Genomic DNA, 17,275 nt, shown 5'->3' on the forward strand with positions numbered 1-17,275 from the left:
ATCGGGAGGTGCGATGCCCACCGGGCATCGCACTTGTCGCTACAGGCCGGAACAGGCATGTCCTCCGTCAACGATTATCTCGGCCCCGTTCATGCCCCGTCCGGCGTCCGAGGCCAGCAGCAATAGCGCCCCCTCCAGGTCTTCATAGGTGCAGAAACGCCGCGACGGTACGCGCGCGCGCAGACGCTCGCCCGCCTCGCTGGCGAGGAAGCCGTCGTTGATCTCGGTCACCACGTACCCCGGCGCGAGGGCGTTGACGCGAATGCCGAAGCGCGCCAATTCCAGGGCCATGGAGCGGGTCAGGTGACTGAGGCCCGCCTTGGCGGCGCAGTACGGGCCAACGCCCCCGCCCACCCGCGATGCAAGGATCGACGTGACGTTGATCAGGCTGCCGCCCTGCCCCGCTTCTACCATTCTCCGAGCAGCCTCCTGCGCGACCGTCCAGGCCCCTTTCAGGTTGGTATCGAGAATCGCGTCCCAATCCTCATCGCCATAGTCGAGCACGCGTTTGGTGTCGCTGACTCCGGCATTGTTGACGACGATGTCCAGCCCGCCGAAATCCGCCTGGATCGCATCCAGGCACGCCACCACCGATTCGCGGACCGTCACGTCCAGCGAATAGGCCCGTGCCTCGTGATCGTTGAAGCGGATATCGCTGACCAGTTCATCCAGGCGTTCCACCCGTCGCGCAGCGACGGCAACGCGAGCGCCGGCGGCGGCCAACACCCGCGCGAAGTGCCGGCCCAATCCGCTGGACGCGCCGGTCACCAGGGCACGCCGCCCGCGCAGGTCAAACGCAAGCAGCGGCGAACGGTTCATTGGGCACCTCCCTGCACACGAGCGAGGATCTTGCGCGCGAGACTCATGCGATGCACTTCGTTGGGACCGTCGTAGATCCTGAATCCACGGGCGTCGCGGAAGATTCGGTCGACGATCGCTCCGCTGGTGACGCCCTGGCCGCCCAGCACCTGCACGCTGCGATCGATCACCCGCCAGATGCCTTCGGAGCTGATCACCTTGGCCATGCTCGACTCGAAATTCCCTCGTTCCCCCTGGTCCAGCACCCAGGCGCAATGCCAGATGGCGAGGCGCGTGGTGAGCAGGTCCATCTCGTTATCGGCGAGCATGAAGCCGACGCCCTGGTGCTCGCCCAATACCTTGCCGAAGGATTCGCGACGGCTGGCATAAGCACAGGCCACGTCATGGGCGCGGCGCGCCTGCCCCAGCCAGCGCATGCAGTGGGTCAGACGCGCCGGCGCGAGCCGCACCTGCGCATAACGGAAGCCCTTCCCCACTTCGCCTAGCACATTGCTGGCCGGAACCCGCAGGTTCTCGAAACGCAGTACCGCATGGCCACCGGTGAAGCAGCTATCCAAGGAGTCCATCATGCGTTCGAGGATAAAGCCGGGGCGGTCGGTGTCGGTCAGGAACATGGTCGCGTTGCCGTCCTCGGTTCGCGCCATGATGATCGCGAAGCTGGCGCCCTCCGCGCCGGTGATCAGCCACTTGCGGCCATTGATGAGGTAGTCGTCGCCGTCACGCACGGCCGTGGTGGCCAGCATAGACGGATCGGAGCCAGCGCCCGGCGACGGCTCGGTCATGGCGAAGCAGGAGCGGATATGGCCCTGCACCAGCGGGCGCAACCAGCGGTCTTTCTGCGCCTCGGTCGCCACGACCTCCATCAGGTGGATGTTGCCCTCGTCGGGGGCATGGATGTTCATCGCGGTCGGGCCGAGCGGCGAATAGGCGGCTTCCTCGAACACGATGGCCTTGGCGGTATGGGACAGCTCCAGCCCGCCCATCTCCCGGGAGGCATGGGGCGTCAGCAGGCCCCAGGCGCGGGCCTTCGCAACCAGTTCCTGACGCAGCTCGGCGGAAGGGCCGTGGGGTGTTTGTCGGGGGTCATTCTCCAGCGGGATGATCTCCGTGGCGATGAAGTCCCGAACGCGGGCCTGCAGGTCTAGAAGGTCATCGGAAAGCGCAAAGTTCATAGGTGATTTCCTGTGGTGAGAAGGTTCAAGCCATCAGCCTGGTCGGTTCGATGGCCTGGAAGAGGTTTTCCAGCACGGTGCGGTGGATGCCGGCCTTGTGTGGGTCGTAGGGGGTAAAGTTGAGGGTGCGGATGAGGGCGCCTAGTACCTGGTCGCCGCGCATATCGATGTCGAGCACATTGAGGCAGGCGGTGTCCTGCTCGAAGGCGGCGATTCCGGCGAGCCCCAGGCCCGCCGCCCAGCCCAGCAGGACGCGGTTGACCGCGTCATGGCTGACGATCAGGGCGCTGTCCCAGTCCGGGTCCTGCAGCAGTTCGAAGAACAAGCTGAGCACGCGGCGCTGGAAGTCGTCCCATCGCTCCCCACCGAGAAAGCGTGCGCCGGCGTCGCCCGCCGAACGGTAGGCGCCAACCACCTGTTCCCGCAGCGCTTCGGCCGGTATCTCGCGCAATCGCCCCGCGCGGATCTCGCGCAGCTCGGGCATGGATTCCACCGGAAGCTGATTCCCCTGCAACAGCAGGTCGAGCGTCTGCCTGGCGCGGGGATAGTCGGAGCACAGCACACGGTCGAATCGAACATCCTGCAGGACCTGCCCGAGCGCCCACGCTTGTTGCGTTCCGGCGCGCGAAAGCGCCACCTCACGCGGGTCCAGCGGCCGCCCCTGTCCGTCGAAGTAGTCGACGTGCCCATGCCTGACCAGGTAGCAACGGCGCCGCCGGACGGCGGATTCAGCGTGCATCGTTCAGTACCTTCGGATTGCTGATGCCGAGCTGCGCCCGCGTGATGACCGCCAGCGCATCCAGCAAGCGCGTCTGTTCGCCTCCGGGCTGGTCGAAGACTCCTTCGCGAATAAACTGAGCAAGCAGCGCCAGCCCGTCGTCCCGAGTAATCCCGGCCAGCCCGCGCGGTTCCAGTACCTGCGCCAGGGCTTCGCATTCCAAGTCAGCGGCGCGATCGCCCCGTTCTATCTCGCGTGCGGCGATGGCCATGGCGCTGGCGACCATCCGGCAGTCATACGCAAGGCTGGCGGGCAGCGCCGGCAGCAGCTTCTCCAGAAGCAGGCCTCGGGCAGTGGCCAGGAGTTCAGTTGCGTTCGGTGCGGTCATGGCGTGGCTCCACTGAGGATGAGGATTTCGTGCTCCAGCTCCGGCACCATGCGGCCGGTCAGCGCCAGCTCCAGGGACGTCTGCTGCCCGGTCAGGTGGCGCTGCGCCTGCTGCAACGCGACCACCGCCCAGCGCAGGTGGGCCATGAGTTGCCAAAAGCGCAGTTCCCCGGCGCCGGGACGGTAGCCGGACACCGCTGCATAGCCGTCGAGGAAGTCATCCAGCTCCCCCACTCCACCCGCCAGCCGGTCCGGCCGGGCGAACCGCCAGCAGCGTGCGGTGAACCAACCAAGATCCTCGCGGGGGTCGCCCCAGCCGGTGAACTCCCAGTCCAACACGCCCGCCAGTCGCCCCTGGTCCACCATGTAATTGCCGGTTCGGTAATCCCGGTGGATCAGCCGCGAAGGCACCGGTGCAGGACGGTTCAGCTCGCACCAGCGCAAGCCCCACTCGATGACCGGGTGGCTGGTCGGGAGTGCATCGAGGTAGCGTCGGTACTGTTCGATGCTGGCTTGTATCGGGTCGGCCTCCGCGGCCGGAAGGAAGCCGAGGGCTGGATGCTCGGGGGTGATCCGGTGCAGCAGCGCCAGGCTGTCGCCCAGTTCGCGGCACAGCTCAGCGCGAGTGGGTTCAAGGGTCGGATCGGTGCTGAGGCGATGGCCGCTGGCCGTACCGCCCAGCGCCTGCATGACGAAGAAATCGCGCCCGATCACCTGCGGATCGCGGCACAGCCAGAGTGGTTCCGGCGCCTTCACGCCCGCCTGGTGCACAGCCTGCAGCACGGCGAATTCCTGGGCCCGGTCCATGCTGACCGCCACCGAGGACGGCGCATCGGTGCGCAGGACCCAACGCCGTTCGGCCTGCCAGGAGCCCGAGAACAACTTGGCCTTCAGCAGCCAGTTCTCCTGGATGGCACCGCCCGACAGGCGTTCGCAGCTTTCAATCTGGACACGCTCACAGTCGACCCGCTGGGCGATAAATTCGGCCAGCGCCGCCAGGGCGTCTGGAATGTCGATCCGGTATGGGCCGGATTCTGGGGACGGATTGCTATACATCGGCAGCTCTTGCTCACGGGTGATGACCTGCGAGCGAGTGAGCAAGAGCTATTCCAGTTCTATATAAACGCCAATAACCCATTTAATAACAACGAGTTAGGAAGACCCCTGAAGCCTGTCCCGACTTATCAGCCCCCTTGCTCATTGCAGATCTGAAATCTTTGTTTCAGGCTAGAAAAGCCAGAACACCAGCGGACCCGACCATGCCAGATGCGCAGTACCTGCCCCGAGTCGTCGCCCTCATCACCCATCTCCGTGCCCCCGAAGGCGCCAGTCGAATGGCTCGGATCGTCCAGCAGGTGGTGCCCGATTATCACCAGCGCGCCCAGGTCGAAATCGTCGAGACAACGGTCACCGAACTGCGGCGTACCGGCAAGGAGCTGGAAAGCCGCGAAGATGTCGACCTGATCATCTGCTCAGGCGCCACCGCCGAGTACCTGCGGCGCCATATCGGCACCACCATTCTCTCCATCCGTATGGGCGAGTACGACCTCATCCGCGCCCTGGACATGGCCAGGGCGCGCGCCACCAAGGTGGGCATCGTCAGCTTCCAGCAGGCCCACCCGGAGCTGGATGCCATGGCCTCGCTCTTCACCGTCGACCTCCGCCAGGCGACTTACGCCAGCTTCGACGAGGCGGTCCGGCGCATCCGCGAACTGGTGGACGCGGGCTACAGGGTGATAGTCGGCTCCTCCACCGCCGTGGAAGTGGCCGAAGCGGCCGGCGCCCAGGGGGTACTGGCGCTGAACGCTGATGCGGTGCGCAGGGCGTTGGACGAAGCGCTGGCGATCTGTCGCAGCCGAACCCAGGCGCTGATTCAGCAGCAGCGCCTGAGCGCGGTGCTTCGCAACCTCAGCGATGGGGTGATCGCCGTCGACGCCGATGGCATCGTGCAGTCGATCAATCCGCGCATGGCGCAACTGCTCGGCATCTCCGTCGACTGGGCACGGCAGCGACCTATCGCCGAACTGATGCCGGAGCTCGACATCAGCAGCACCCTGGACCTGGGCGAAAGAGAAGAAAGCCGGCTGGTCCGAGTCGGCACGCGAACCCTTGTCGCCAATGTCACGCCGATTATCGAGCATGGCAAATCCGACGGTGTGGTGATCTCCTGCCAGGAAACCAACGCCATCCAGCGCGCCGACCGCCGTATCCGCAGCCAGGCGCGCCCCCGCCAGTTCACGGCGCGCTACCACTTCGATCAGATACTCGGGCAAGCCCCTGCTTTTCGTGCCTTACTGGACCTGGCCCGGCGCTATGCCGACACGGATTCCACCGTACTGATCACTGGCGAAAGCGGCACCGGCAAGGAGCTGCTCGCGCAGAGTTTGCACAACGCCAGCCAGCGCCAGGCGGGGCCGTTCGTACCAATTAACTGTGCTGCGTTCCCAGAGGCGCTGCTGGAGAGCGAGCTCTTCGGCTACGAGGAAGGCGCCTTTACCGGCTCACGCAAGGGCGGCAAGTCGGGCCTGATCGAAGCGGCGCATACCGGCACTCTGTTTCTCGACGAGATCGGTGATATGCCAGTGACCTTGCAGACCCGGCTTCTGCGTGTGCTACAGGAGCGCGAAGTGCTGCGCCTCGGCGCCTCGGAGCCGACCCCGGTAGACATCCGCGTCGTCGCCGCGACCCATTGCGACCTACGCGGCCGGATTGCCGACGGCCGTTTCCGCGAAGACCTCTACTACCGCCTGAACATCCTCCGCTTGGCGGTACCGCCGCTGCGCGAACGAACCGGAGATATTCGCCTGTTGGCCGGCGCCATCCTCGGCGGGCTAGCCCTTCCGGCAGCGGCGACCCACGCTGGCCGGGCGCTGCTGGATCAACTGATGCCACGCCTCCAGGCACACCGTTGGCCCGGCAACATTCGCGAACTGGAGAATCTGGTGGAGCGCGCGGCCCTGTCCGCGCAAACCCTCGGTGATAACAATCAGGACAACCCGGCCAGCCTACGCGCCCTGTTTCCCGAGCTGTTCGAACCGGGCGCCCAGTTGGCGGCGGCAGACCAGCCTGATACGTCGGACCAGGCACTGCGCAGCGTCGCCAAGGCTAGCGAAGTCGCCCACGTCCGCCGGGTAGTGGATGCCTGCGACGGCGACCTCGATGAAGCGGCGCGACAACTGGGCATTAGTCGTACCACCCTTTGGCGACGCCTACGCGCGGGCCGTTCAGCCTAGCCCCACGCATTTCGCGCACGCTGCCGGTCGCCGCAGCCAAGATTTCAACCCTGAAAAATCATTACAGAACTGAAATAGGTAGAGCTGAAACAAGGGACCTCTGAGAGCTTGGCTACTCGTGCGATGACCACTTATCTCCTTGAAATAAAAGACTTTAACCTCACAAAACGCTTCACCGAAAGCGTCTGGCACAGCCCTTGCTCTGCACCCGTTGAGAGGCTGTGACCGACCGGATGCCAGCCTCTATGCCCAAACAAGAACAAGGCAGGAGGTTACCCGTGCAAGGCCTGATGATGAATTTCAACCTGGGAATCACCGCGATCATGCGGCATGCCCTTCAGGTTGCGGCCGATACCGAAATCGTATCCCTGTTCGCCGACGGCAGCGTGCATCGCTATCGCTATGCCGAGGCATTCGCACGAGCGGCTCGCCTGGCCAACGTCCTCGATGCCCTGGATTGCCCGCCAGGTGCGCGGGTCGGCACCCTGGCATGGAACGACCATCGCCACTTCGAACTGCATTACGCCCTGCCCTGCTCCGGGCGTGTGTGCCACACCATCAACCCCAAGCTGTTCCCGGAGCAGATCCGCTACATCATCCAGCATGCCGCGGACGATCTGCTGTTCATCGACCCCCAGTTCATTCCCCTGGTGGAAACTTTGCAGCACGAACTTCCCTCGGTACGGCGCTTCATCGCTTTGTGCTCAGAGGATGAGCTGCCCGCGAGCAGCCTGCCCGACCTGCTGAGTTACGAAGCGCTGCTGGCGCAGGCGGCGGACAGCTATGCCTGGCCGGAGCTCGATGAGCGCCAGGCCAGCGGCCTCTGCTACACCTCGGGCACCACCGGTAACCCGAAAGGCGTACTCACCAGCCACCGCAGCACCGTGCTCCACGGCATGGCGCAGAACATGGCCGATAACGTCGGCCTGCGCGCCCTGGACGTGGTGATGCCGCTGGTGCCGATGTTCCACGTCAACGCCTGGGGCATGCCCTACAACGCGGCCATGGTGGGTGCCAAGCTGGTCCTACCCGGCCCCGGGGTGAGCGACGCGGCGGCCATGGTAAAGCTGATCAACGATGAAGGCGTCACCTTCTCCCTGGCCGTGCCCACCCTCTGGGCGAATATCAGCCAGTACCTGACCGCCCACGACATCGCCGTTCCCACACTGAAGCGCGCCGTCAGCGGCGGCGCCGCCTGTCCGCTGGCACTGATCGAAGCCATGGCCCAACACGACATCGCCCTGGAGAACGGCTGGGGCATGACGGAAATGAGCCCCATGGGCAGCTACAACCGCTGCCAACCCTGGTATGGCGAACTGGATGCCAGCGCACGCGGCCCGCAATTGCTCAAGTCTGGCCGGGCACTGTTCGGCGTGGAAATGCGTGTGGTCGACGAGGCCGGGAACCTACAACCCCACGATGGTGTGGCGTCCGGCGCGCTGCAGGTACGCGGCCCCTGGGTGCGCAGCGGTTACTTCGGCCAGGACACATCCGAAGACTGGTTCGACACCGGCGACGTGGCCACCATCGACCCTCGCGGCTACATGCAGATCACCGACCGCATCAAGGACGTCATCAAGTCCGGCGGCGAATGGATCTGCTCCGTGGAAATCGAAAACGCCGTGATGGCCCATCCGCAAGTGGCCGAAGCGGCGGTGATCGGCGTCGCCCATCCACGCTGGAGCGAACGCCCGTTGCTGGTGGTGGTGCCGCGCCAAGCGGATGCCGCGCCGAGCCACGAGGAGCTGATCCGTTTCCTGGAGGGCAAGGTGCCGAAGTGGTGGCTGCCCGACGCCAGCGAACGCCTGGATGAGCTGCCTCACACGGCCACTGGCAAAGTGAGCAAGAAAACCCTGCGCGAGCTGTTCAGCGACTACGCCTGGCGCTGATCGACACCCCAATTCCCTTCCTCACGACCCGCCCTCCCCGGCGGGGCGACGGGTAGCCCTACAACAAAAACAAGCGGAGGAACCATGTCCAGCACACCCGAAGACCACGCCGAACACTATCGCCGCATCCGGCAGGACCCGAGGTACATCGCCCTCACCCGAACCCGCTCGCGTACCAGTTGGTGGCTCACGCTGCTGGTACTGGCGAGTTACTTCCTGTTCATGGGGGTGGCCGCCATACGGCCGGACGTCCTGCACCTGCCGCTCTACGCCGGCAGCCACCTCAGCCTCGGCATCCCTCTGGGCGCCCTGCTGATCGTGGCGACCTGGCTGCTGACCGGGTGGTACGTGCACCGCGCCAACACCCATTTCGACCGTCTCGGCAACAGCATCATCGAGGAGAGCCAGGTATGAAGCGCACGACGATCGGCGGCCTGGCTGCGCTGCCCCTGCTCGCGCAGGCCGGAGAAATCGGCCAGGCAGGTCCGAACCTGCACGCAATCGGCATCTTCCTCCTGTTCGTCGGCATCACCCTGCTGATCACCTGGTGGGCGGCACGGCGGACGCAATCCACCCACGACTTCTACACCGCTGGAGGCGGCATCACAGGCTTGCAGAATGGCCTGGCCATCGCCGGTGATTACATGTCCGCATCCACCCTGCTGGGACTGTCGAGCCTGATCTTCGCCAAGGGCTATGACGGAGTCATCTACGTCACCGGTTTCTTCATCGGCTGGCCGGTGCTGACCTTCCTGATGGCCGAGCGCCTGCGCAACCTCGGCAAGTACACCTTCGCCGACATCGTCTCTTTCCGCCTCGACCAGCGCCGCATCCGCATCCTCGCGGCCTGCGGCTCGCTGACGGTGGTGAGCTGCTACTTGCTACTGCAAATGGTCGGCGCCGGCCAGTTGATCAAGTTGCTGTTCGGCCTGGACTACGGTGTTGCCGTCGTGCTGGTGGGCCTGCTCATGCTGATCTACGTGGTCTTCGGCGGCATGCTCGCCACCACCTGGGTGCAGATCACCAAGGCCATCCTGCTGCTGGCCGGCGGCACCACCTTGATGCTGATGGCCCTGGCGCAGTTCGACTTCAGCCTGGAAACCCTGGCCCGCCGCGCCGTGGAAAGCCACTCCAGCGGCTGGAGCTTGATGGGCCCCGGCAGCATGTTGTCCAACCCTGTGAACGTGGCGTCCATGGCACTGGGCCTGGTGTTCGGCCTGGCCGGCCTGCCGCATATCCTGATGCGTTTCTTCACCGTGCCCAACGCGCGCGAGGCACGCAAATCGGTGTTCTACGCCTCGGGCTTCATCGGTTTCTTCTTCCTGGTGGTCTGCGTGCTTGGCTTCGCCGCCATCGTCATCGTCGGCACCGACCCGCAGTACTTCGTCGACGGCAAGCTGGGCGGCGCCCTGGTTGGCGGCAGCAACATGGTGGCGATGCACCTAGCCAAGGCGGTGGGCGGCAACCTGTTTCTCGGCTTTCTCTCCGCCGTAGCCTTCGCCACCATTCTCGCGGTGGTCGCCGGGCTCACCCTGGCCGGCGCCTCGGCCATCTCCCACGACCTCTACGTCACCGTGATCAAGCGTGGCCAGGCCAGCGAAGCGCAGGAAATGCGGGTCTCGCGCCTGGCCGTGCTCGGCCTCGGCCTGCTGGCGATCACCCTCGGCATCCTCTTCGAGCAGGTGAACATCGCCTTCCTGGTCGGCCTGACCTTCGGCATCGCCGCGTCGGCCAACTTCCCGGTACTGATCATGGCCATGTACTGGCAGGGCCTAACCACCCGCGGCGCCATCTGGGGAGGACTCTCGGGGCTGATCAGCGCACTGACACTGGTGATCCTCTCGCCCACTGTCTGGGTCACGGTACTTGGCCACGACAAGGCGATCTTCCCCTACGACCACCCTGCGCTGTTTTCCATGCCGTTGGCCTTCCTGGTCATCATGCTGGTGTCCAGATACGACCGCAGCGCACAAGCCGTGAGGGACCGCCAGGGCTTCGCCGACCAGGCCGTGCGCGCCGAGACCGGCCTCGGCCTGGCGAAGGCCGCCGCACACTGACCGATCCCACCACCGGCGCCGCTCTCGCGTTGCCGACTGTTGAGCGTGGCGCGGTCCTGGCTCCTTTGGACCGCGTCCTTTTTATTCCCGCCCTACCCCAACAACAAGAAACCGAGGATTCACCATGCACCGCAACACCTTCACCGCCGGCCTGATTCTGGCCGGTGGCGCCTTCGGCTTGCCTGGACTTTCCCTGGCGGACTTCGCCAAGGACAGCAAGGCCAGTCTGGAACTGCGCAACTTCTACATGAACCGTGACTTTCGCCAGCACGGTGCCCCCCAGTCAAAAGCCGAAGAGTGGGCCCAGGGCTTCCTGCTGCGCTACGAGTCGGGCTTCAGCGAAGGCCGCATCGGCGTGGGCGTCGACGCGCTGGGATTGCTCGGTGTGAAGCTCGACTCGGGTGCGCAACGCAGCGGCACCCAACTGCTAAAGCAAGACCGGGAAACCCGCCGCGCCCAGGACGAATACGCCGAGCTGGGACTGACCGCCAAGCTCAAGGTCTCTCGCACATTGCTGAAGCTGGGAACCCTTCAGCCGCGCTTGCCGTCAGTTGCCTACAACGACGGGCGCCTGCTTCCCCAGACCTTTCGCGGTGGCCACCTGAGCTCGCAGGAAATCGACGGTCTGACCCTGGACGCCGGACGGCTCACCCAGGTCAACCAGCGCAATTCCTCGGACTACGAGGACATGACGGTCAGCAATGGCAGCGCCGGGGGCATTGGCGTGAAGAGCAGCAAGACGAGCGACGCTTTCAACTTTGCCGGCCTCACCTACCAGTGGAGCAGCCAGTTGGCGACTGCTTACCACTACGGCGAGCTGGAAGACCTCTACCGTCAGCACATCCTCAACCTCACTCACAGCCTTGCGCTCTCGCCGCAACAATCGCTGCGTACCGAATTGCGCGCGGCTAGAGCCAACGACGCAGGCAGCAGCAATGTCGACAACGACGCCTATGGCGCCATGCTGACCTACCGCTTCGCCGCCCATTCTCTCGGCGTCGCCTACCAGCGCATGGCGGGAGACACGGGCTATGCGTACATCGCCGGCAGCGACCCGTTCCTGTTCAACTACGTCCAGTTCGGCGACTTCGCCAACCGTGACGAGCGTTCCTGGCAGCTGCGCTACGACTACGATTTCGCCGCCATGGGGATACCAGGACTGACCTTCATGACCCGTTACCTCACAGGCGACGGTATCGAGCTGGGCGCAGGCAAAGCGAATGGCAAGGAATGGGAGCGCAACACGGATATCGCCTATGTGTTCCAGAGCGGAGCGCTGAAAAACCTCGGCGTTAAATGGCGCAACGCCACGGTACGCACTCGTCACTTCAGCAACGATCTGGACGATAACCGTCTGATCCTCAGTTACACGCTGCCCCTCTGGTAACCCCGGGGCATGGGCGGGTCAGTCCCGCCCACGCGGGGCAGTCAGCTGACGCGGGACGAGCGGACGATGCGCGGCACGGACTGCAGCAGCGGCTCAGCCTTCTTCAGGGCTTCCTGCAGGTGCTCCATCTGCCAGTGCGCGGCCTCGTCGCCAGCTGTTTTCCAGACTTCGAACGAGCAGAACTCCAGCGCATCATCCGTGGACTGGTAGTAGGCGTATTCGAGGCAACCCGGTTCGCCGCGCGTCAGCGTGCTGAGTTCGCGCAGTAGCCCCAGCATCTCATCGACGGCCTCTGGCCTGACCCTGAAGTGCGCCATCACATACATTGGAACGGACATTGGAAAGATTCTCCGGAAAAAGCGAACGCCCCCGGCCGTGCGTGGCGGCGCGGGGGCGTTCACGGGGACCGCTATCAGCCGGCGAGTGCCTTCAGAACCAGCTCCGCGACCGGACCGCCAGACGCCGGGTTCTGGCCAGTGATGACCCGCTGATCCGCCACCGCGAACGGCAGCCAAGGTTCGGCGGCCTTCTTGTAGATCGCCCCGCGTTTAACCATTTCGTCTTCCGTCAGGTAAGGCACGTACTTATCCAGCTCCGCGAGCTTCTCTTCGGCGTTGGAGAAACCCGTGACTTCCTTGCCCTTGATCAGCAGCGAGCCGTCGGAGAGCTCAATGTTCAACAGCCCAACCGCACCGTGACAAACCGAGGAGACGATGCCGCCGCTCTCGTAGATGCGACGACTCAGGGTCTGCAGCTCTTCATTGTCAGGGAAGTCCCAGACCACGCCGTGACCACCGGCGTAGTAGATCACCGCGTAGTCATCGGGGTTGACCTCGCTGGGCTTCAAGGTGGAGCCCAGGCGGTTCATGAAGTCCTTGTCCAGGTACCACTCCCAGTCGACATCCTCTGCCATTGCCAAGCTGTGGGGGTCGATAGGCGTGTAACCGCCCTTCGGGCTGACGTAGTCGACCTGGTAGCCGGCTGCCTCGACCTTCTTCACGAAGTGAACGGCCTCACCCAGCCAAAGGCCTGTGGCCCGTGCGAGGTTTGGGTATTTGGGGAAACTGGTCAGCACCACCAGCATCTTCTTGCTCATGTCACACCTCATTGCTGCGTTGTGGAAGGACAGGCCCGGTCCAGCTCAGGGAGACCCATCCGTCAGGAAGCGGTACAGGGCGGGTCGGCCTCAGGGCGTCTCGACCAAGCTGGTTCGGCCGAGAGCGGAGAACCAGGCGGCATTGTCCCAGTAGGCCGTCATCTGACTGATCCGCTGGTGATCGTCGATCCGAACAATGAATACATGGGGCAAATGGAACTGACGCCCCTTGTTTCGGATACCAAACGCATCACGGGATTGCGTGCCGCTAATGGTCACTTCGAGGATCACGGTGCGGCCGTCAGCGCAGGGATAGGTCACAGTGACCTCGTTGGAAAGATCGGGAAACACTTCGATCAGGGTCGACCAGATGGAGCGACCGGCCTCTTCCGCGAGCCCCTCCAGCGCAATCGGCACATAATTGATCCGACCCTCCGGGGCAAAGCAGGCCAGCATTTCCGTCAAATCGTGGGCCCGATAGCTAGCAAAAAATCGTTGTGCTACCGCCAATGCAGACTTCACTTTTTCCAGACCCCACCAATGATCAGTTTGAGGACGCCGGGCGCCCGTAACGATGGCTTGCACCTTAGCCACCGGCCGGCTAATCCGGTAGGCGTCGGATCAGAAATGACCATTTCAAAAATGGAACACCGCGCGATGTATGACCTGAACGAGCTTTACTACTTCACCCAAGTTGTCGACCAACAGGGTATCGGCGCGGCCAGTCGCGCGTTGGGTGTGCCCAAGTCGAAACTCAGTCGCCACCTGGCCAGACTCGAAGAGCGCCTCGGAGTGCGTCTGATCAACCGCTCCACCCGTCAGTTCGCGGTAACCGAACTGGGTATGACCTACTACCAGCACTGCCTGACGATGCTGGAAGGCGCACAGGCGGCACAAGCGGTGATCGACACCAACCAGGCGGCACCACGTGGGCTTGTGCGCCTCGCCTGCCCCACCGCCCTGCTCAATTTTCTGGTGGCCGGCATGCTGGCACGCTTCATGGATCACTACCCGGAAGTAGAGGTGCATCTGGAAAGCACCAATCGCCTGGTTGACCCCTTGCGTGAGGGCTTCGACATCGTGCTGCGAGTCGGCTTCCCGCCATTCGAGGACAGCGGGCTGACCATGAAGCATCTATCAGCGAGCCCGCAGGAACTGGTTGCCAGTCCCGCCTTGATCGAACGTATCGGCCCCGCTCGTACCCTTGCGGACCTCGCGCTCTTCCCGAGCCTGGACATGGGTCCCAGCACGCGGCAATACCTGTGGAACATGGAGGACCGAAGCGGCATCCAGGCGACCGTGCGTCATACGCCGCGCCTGGTTACAGATGACATGATCACCTTACGCCGCGTCGCCCTCGAGGGCGGTGGAATCGTCCAACTACCCAAGCTGGTGGTGTTCAAGGACATTCGCAACGGCGTGTTGCGCCCTGTGCTGGACGATTGGAAACCGAAGGGCGGTGTTGTCCACGCTCTCTTCCCGACACGCCGAGGGCTGCCGCATTCCGTCAGGACACTGCTCAACTTCCTGGGAAGCAGCTTTGCAGAACTCGACTTCGAGAACCTCTACGAAGGCTATGCACTGCGAGGGGATGAGGATGCCTGTTTCTTAACTGACTCTCGGCTTTAGAGAGCGATGAACTTGACGTGCGAATCACGAAGGCTCTTTCCTGTCGACGCGCAGCATTACGTACCTAGCGGTCCGCTTTTTTGGCCGGAGACTGCCCCACCCTGAACGGCAGTAACCGGCCGATTCTGTTGAAAAAAGGCAGTTCTGCGGCAGCTGCTCAGCCAGGTGCACCTGCTTTCGAAGTGGCTGCAAGCCACTTCAAGTTGCCTTTCGGCGTTTCACTGAGCGTCCCGGCTCAGGTTTGAAGGTTATTTCGAGGGATTCTGCTCGCAGCAGGCGTACCTATCCCGTGAGCGGTGGCCCTTGGGGCAAAAGCTTGGCCATGCGACGCGGGTTCTGCACGGTTGCCGCCAAGGTGAATTCGTCAGTAGCACCAGTCAGACCACGCAGGCGTAAACGGTCGAGTTTCATGATCCGTTTGAGGTGGGCGAACAGCATCTCCACCTTCTTGCGCTCGCAGCGGGAGCGGAGGTACTCCGGCGTCTTGGCGATGCGTCGCACCACGTCGCGAGCAGCCTCATGGATACTGCGGACGATCTTCCGATTCGGCGTATTGGGGCAGCACTTGGCTTTCAGCGGACAGGTAGCGCAGTCGGTTTGGCTGGAGCGGTAGATGATGGTGTTGGCCTTGGTCACCCGCGATCTTGGTTGGGTGAAGGTGCGCCATTCACTGCGTAGCGGTTTGCCGATGGGGCAGCGGTATTCATTGGCCTCTTGACTCCAGTGAAAGTCGTTGCTGGAGAGGCTGTCGTCCTTCCGCTCGGTCTTGTCCCACACCGGCACGTGCGGCTCGATGTCCTTCTCCTCGACCATCCAGGCCAGCATCGGGGCCGTGCCATAGGCGGTATCGCCGATGAGGCGTTCCGGCGTGAGGTCGAAGTGGGCTTCGACGCGCTCCACCATCGTCCTGGTCGACTCGACCTCGGCGGTCCGATGCGCCGGCGTGGCTTCCACATCCAGGATCACACCGTGCGCGGTGTCGATCAGGTAGTTGGTGGCGTAGGCAAAAAAGGCTGGGCCGCCTGGCGCGGCGGTCCACCGCGCCTGCGGATCGGTGAGCGAAATCTTCTTGGGCAGGGCCTCGGCCAGCACTTCCTCATCGAGGGCTTCGAGGTACTCGCGCACGGCGCGGGTGCTGAGCGCCGAATCGCGCCAATCGACCTCATCGCCCGCCACCCCGCGTTGCCGGCTGGCATCCGCCTTGATGATGCTGGCGTCGACGGCGAAGCCTTCACCTTTGACCAGCCCAGCGGCCATGCAGCGCCGGAGCACCTCATCGAACAACCAGCGGAACAGGCCGCTGTCACGGAAGCGGCCGTGACGATTCTTCGAGAAGGTCGAGTGATTGGGCACTTCGTCCTCCAGGCCCAGCCGGCAGAACCAGCGGTAGGCCAGGTTCAGATGCACCTCTTCGCATAGCCGCCGCTCGGAACGGATGCCGTAGCAGTAGCCGACCACCAGCATGCGCACCATCAACTCCGGATCAATCGACGGTCGCCCAATGGGGCTGTAGAAGTCAGCCAAGTGGACGCGCAGATCGCTGAGGTCCAGGCACCGGTCGATGCTGCGCAGGAGGTGTTGGGGCGGGACGTGCTCTTCCAGATTGAACGAGTAGAACAGGCGCTGCTGCCCACCCGGTAACTGCCCCATCATGCTGCCTGCCCTCATGTCCAGCGACTCGCCGATTCTGCCTGCGGATTGAGAGGGAAGCCAAATCCATGGCCGCCGGGCTATTGCCCCTGTCGTGTGCCTGACGTCCTCTCGACGAGAGTCTTATGCGATCCTTTCGGTACCGAATAACAAGGAGGTCAGGGATGCAACCAACATTCGACACAGCCAGAGTCAAGCAGCTTCGTCAGCAGCGTTTTTGGTCGCAGGATGAATTGGCCGCCATTTCAGGCCTCAGTGTTCGCACCATTCAACGTATAGAGCGCAGTGGAGTCTGCTCCACCGAATCGAAAATGGCCCTGGCCTCTGCGTTCGATCTGACTCCAAGTGACCTGATCGCAGCGAGTGCACCAGCAACTCAAGGATATTGGGTAGGCCTATGCATCTTCGTCCCCAATTCAGTAGCAGCCCTAGACTTCTACGTTAATGGATTCGGTGCGGAGGTTCTTCAGCGTTGGACTTCTATCGAGCCGTCTCGTCCTCCGTCGGTCGATATTCGAATAGGCAACGGCGTTTTCCGCGTCATCTCGGTCAATCCCCGAGTCGAAACAACTCCTCGGCACGGCTGGGCAAACAGCCCCGGGCGACTGGGCGGTGTTAGCACTCTGATCCCGATTCTGGTCGACGATGTCCGTGGCGTCATGAACCGGGCGATTCAGCTCGGGGCATCTCAAAGGTTAGGTGACCAACTCACGCATCAATCCGAAGACGGAATGGAACTTGGCGTCCTGGTTGATCCATTCGGATACATCTGGGCCCTTCATGGCTCCATCGAATGACCTGATTCGGCTCGTCTGTTTGCGCAGATCAATCCGAGTCAGCGGATCAGGCCAGCATCAAAGCAAGCGCAGAGCAACGCTGCTCGGGTTCGAGTTTTTCAACAGAATCGGCCAGGAGCGGACCTTTCACGCGCTGAAGTTCTTTGGCAGCAGGCCAACGCGGTGCGGCTCGTCAGACCATGTTCTCTAGCGGCTCTGCGGGCCGTAGCACCGTCGCTGCTGGCGTGGCGGACATTTCTCGGACCCATAGGAGCAAAAGACACAGCAATCGCCGGGCTTGGGCCGTAGAAGTGCCCCGCACTGGTTGCATTCATAGAAGTATACGCACGCGTCGGTGGGCATCGTCACCCGCACGCTGAAGCCGCAGACCGGGCACTTGAGGACTGATTCGAGCCTGATGTCAGGCATTACGACCTCTCTCGCTGCGAGCGCGAAGAAGCT

The 17,275-nt window shown here is 63.4% G+C and carries 17 protein-coding genes; 7 read left to right on the forward strand and 10 right to left on the reverse strand.

What is annotated here, in order from left to right:
• Positions 1–39: 39 nt before the first annotated feature.
• Genes PJW05_RS16215 through PJW05_RS16235 form a run of 5 tightly spaced genes read right to left on the reverse strand, consistent with a single transcriptional unit; the run spans position 40 to position 4,152 of the window.
• Positions 40–819: an SDR family NAD(P)-dependent oxidoreductase gene (locus PJW05_RS16215; protein ID WP_271408027.1), complete on the reverse strand. Its 780-nt coding sequence runs from the start codon at positions 817–819 to the stop codon at positions 40–42.
• Complete coding sequence (locus tag PJW05_RS16220) at positions 816–1,991, reverse strand: acyl-CoA dehydrogenase family protein (RefSeq protein WP_271408028.1); 1,176 nt, start codon at positions 1,989–1,991, stop codon at positions 816–818. Before PJW05_RS16220 ends, PJW05_RS16215 begins: the two co-directional genes overlap by 4 nt.
• Before the next feature lie 25 nt (positions 1,992–2,016).
• The gene (locus tag PJW05_RS16225) at positions 2,017–2,730 is read right to left on the reverse strand and encodes a histidine phosphatase family protein (RefSeq protein WP_271408029.1); all 714 of its coding nucleotides are present in this window, start codon (positions 2,728–2,730) and stop codon (positions 2,017–2,019) included.
• Positions 2,720–3,097 carry a DUF6285 domain-containing protein gene (locus PJW05_RS16230; protein ID WP_271408030.1) on the reverse strand — a complete coding sequence of 126 codons (378 nt, stop codon included), beginning with the start codon at positions 3,095–3,097 and terminating at the stop codon, positions 2,720–2,722. The genes PJW05_RS16225 and PJW05_RS16230 overlap by 11 nt, the downstream gene beginning before the upstream one ends.
• Positions 3,094–4,152 carry a phosphotransferase family protein gene (locus tag PJW05_RS16235; RefSeq protein ID WP_271412237.1) on the reverse strand — a complete coding sequence of 353 codons (1,059 nt, stop codon included), beginning with the start codon at positions 4,150–4,152 and terminating at the stop codon, positions 3,094–3,096. Before PJW05_RS16235 ends, PJW05_RS16230 begins: the two co-directional genes overlap by 4 nt.
• A gap of 203 nt (positions 4,153–4,355) precedes the next feature.
• On the opposite strand from PJW05_RS16235, the gene prpR reads away from it, so the two are divergent.
• The 5 genes from prpR to PJW05_RS16260 all read left to right on the forward strand — a co-directional run bounded on the left by prpR (position 4,356) and on the right by PJW05_RS16260 (position 11,662).
• Entirely contained in the window at positions 4,356–6,329 is a 1,974-nt protein-coding gene (prpR, locus tag PJW05_RS16240) for a propionate catabolism operon regulatory protein PrpR (protein WP_271408031.1), read from the forward strand.
• Positions 6,330–6,607: 278 nt separating this feature from the next.
• Complete coding sequence (locus tag PJW05_RS16245; protein WP_271408032.1) at positions 6,608–8,218, forward strand: long-chain fatty acid--CoA ligase; 1,611 nt, start codon at positions 6,608–6,610, stop codon at positions 8,216–8,218.
• A gap of 84 nt (positions 8,219–8,302) precedes the next feature.
• Positions 8,303–8,632, forward strand: coding sequence for a DUF485 domain-containing protein (locus PJW05_RS16250; protein WP_271408033.1), 330 nt, complete (start codon positions 8,303–8,305; stop codon positions 8,630–8,632).
• Positions 8,629–10,275, forward strand: coding sequence for a cation acetate symporter (locus tag PJW05_RS16255; protein ID WP_271408034.1), 1,647 nt, complete (start codon positions 8,629–8,631; stop codon positions 10,273–10,275). Before PJW05_RS16250 ends, PJW05_RS16255 begins: the two co-directional genes overlap by 4 nt.
• Before the next feature lie 124 nt (positions 10,276–10,399).
• Positions 10,400–11,662 carry an OprD family porin gene (locus tag PJW05_RS16260; protein ID WP_271408035.1) on the forward strand — a complete coding sequence of 421 codons (1,263 nt, stop codon included), beginning with the start codon at positions 10,400–10,402 and terminating at the stop codon, positions 11,660–11,662.
• 41 nt (positions 11,663–11,703) lie between these two features.
• On the opposite strand, the gene PJW05_RS16265 is transcribed toward PJW05_RS16260, so the two are convergent.
• From PJW05_RS16265 to PJW05_RS16275, 3 genes are all read right to left on the reverse strand, one after another.
• Positions 11,704–12,000: a putative quinol monooxygenase gene (locus tag PJW05_RS16265; protein ID WP_271408036.1), complete on the reverse strand. Its 297-nt coding sequence runs from the start codon at positions 11,998–12,000 to the stop codon at positions 11,704–11,706.
• Between the two features lie 74 nt (positions 12,001–12,074).
• A complete protein-coding gene (locus PJW05_RS16270; protein ID WP_271408037.1) occupies positions 12,075–12,758 on the reverse strand; it encodes a type 1 glutamine amidotransferase domain-containing protein in 684 nt (227 codons plus the stop codon).
• A 90-nt stretch (positions 12,759–12,848) separates the two neighbouring features.
• Positions 12,849–13,343 carry a nuclear transport factor 2 family protein gene (locus PJW05_RS16275; protein ID WP_271408038.1) on the reverse strand — a complete coding sequence of 165 codons (495 nt, stop codon included), beginning with the start codon at positions 13,341–13,343 and terminating at the stop codon, positions 12,849–12,851.
• A gap of 72 nt (positions 13,344–13,415) precedes the next feature.
• On the opposite strand from PJW05_RS16275, the gene PJW05_RS16280 reads away from it, so the two are divergent.
• A complete protein-coding gene (locus tag PJW05_RS16280; protein ID WP_271412238.1) occupies positions 13,416–14,387 on the forward strand; it encodes a LysR substrate-binding domain-containing protein in 972 nt (323 codons plus the stop codon).
• 282 nt (positions 14,388–14,669) lie between these two features.
• Here PJW05_RS16280 and PJW05_RS16285 read toward each other — a convergent pair whose 3' ends face one another.
• Entirely contained in the window at positions 14,670–16,040 is a 1,371-nt protein-coding gene (locus PJW05_RS16285; protein ID WP_271412239.1) for an IS1182 family transposase, read from the reverse strand.
• Between the two features lie 161 nt (positions 16,041–16,201).
• On the opposite strand from PJW05_RS16285, the gene PJW05_RS16290 reads away from it, so the two are divergent.
• Positions 16,202–16,834 (forward strand): helix-turn-helix domain-containing protein, encoded by a 633-nt coding sequence (locus tag PJW05_RS16290; RefSeq protein WP_271408039.1) that lies wholly within the window; start codon positions 16,202–16,204, stop codon positions 16,832–16,834.
• Positions 16,835–17,020: 186 nt separating this feature from the next.
• Here PJW05_RS16290 and PJW05_RS16295 read toward each other — a convergent pair whose 3' ends face one another.
• A complete protein-coding gene (locus PJW05_RS16295) occupies positions 17,021–17,242 on the reverse strand; it encodes a GDCCVxC domain-containing (seleno)protein (RefSeq protein WP_271408040.1) in 222 nt (73 codons plus the stop codon).
• Between the last annotated feature and the right edge of the window lie 33 nt (positions 17,243–17,275).

Source organism: Pseudomonas sp. Q1-7 (assembly GCF_028010285.1).
Lineage (GTDB): Bacteria > Pseudomonadota > Gammaproteobacteria > Pseudomonadales > Pseudomonadaceae > Metapseudomonas.

Excerpts from the sequence above, each read along its gene's own strand:
- prpR (WP_271408031.1), top strand. The coding sequence starts at position 4,356 with ATGCCAGATGCGCAGTACCTGCCCCGAGTCGTCGCCCTCATCACCCAT.
- PJW05_RS16290 (WP_271408039.1), top strand. The coding sequence starts at position 16,202 with ATGCAACCAACATTCGACACAGCCAGAGTCAAGCAGCTTCGTCAGCAG.
- PJW05_RS16295 (WP_271408040.1), bottom strand. The coding sequence starts at position 17,242 with ATGCCTGACATCAGGCTCGAATCAGTCCTCAAGTGCCCGGTCTGCGGC.
- PJW05_RS16235 (WP_271412237.1), bottom strand. The coding sequence starts at position 4,152 with ATGTATAGCAATCCGTCCCCAGAATCCGGCCCATACCGGATCGACATT.
- PJW05_RS16215 (WP_271408027.1), bottom strand. The coding sequence starts at position 819 with ATGAACCGTTCGCCGCTGCTTGCGTTTGACCTGCGCGGGCGGCGTGCC.
- PJW05_RS16230 (WP_271408030.1), bottom strand. The coding sequence starts at position 3,097 with ATGACCGCACCGAACGCAACTGAACTCCTGGCCACTGCCCGAGGCCTG.
- PJW05_RS16225 (WP_271408029.1), bottom strand. The coding sequence starts at position 2,730 with ATGCACGCTGAATCCGCCGTCCGGCGGCGCCGTTGCTACCTGGTCAGG.
- PJW05_RS16270 (WP_271408037.1), bottom strand. The coding sequence starts at position 12,758 with ATGAGCAAGAAGATGCTGGTGGTGCTGACCAGTTTCCCCAAATACCCA.
- PJW05_RS16280 (WP_271412238.1), top strand. The coding sequence starts at position 13,416 with ATGTATGACCTGAACGAGCTTTACTACTTCACCCAAGTTGTCGACCAA.
- PJW05_RS16285 (WP_271412239.1), bottom strand. The coding sequence starts at position 16,040 with ATGATGGGGCAGTTACCGGGTGGGCAGCAGCGCCTGTTCTACTCGTTC.
- PJW05_RS16250 (WP_271408033.1), top strand. The coding sequence starts at position 8,303 with ATGTCCAGCACACCCGAAGACCACGCCGAACACTATCGCCGCATCCGG.
- PJW05_RS16220 (WP_271408028.1), bottom strand. The coding sequence starts at position 1,991 with ATGAACTTTGCGCTTTCCGATGACCTTCTAGACCTGCAGGCCCGCGTT.
- PJW05_RS16265 (WP_271408036.1), bottom strand. The coding sequence starts at position 12,000 with ATGTCCGTTCCAATGTATGTGATGGCGCACTTCAGGGTCAGGCCAGAG.
- PJW05_RS16255 (WP_271408034.1), top strand. The coding sequence starts at position 8,629 with ATGAAGCGCACGACGATCGGCGGCCTGGCTGCGCTGCCCCTGCTCGCG.
- PJW05_RS16260 (WP_271408035.1), top strand. The coding sequence starts at position 10,400 with ATGCACCGCAACACCTTCACCGCCGGCCTGATTCTGGCCGGTGGCGCC.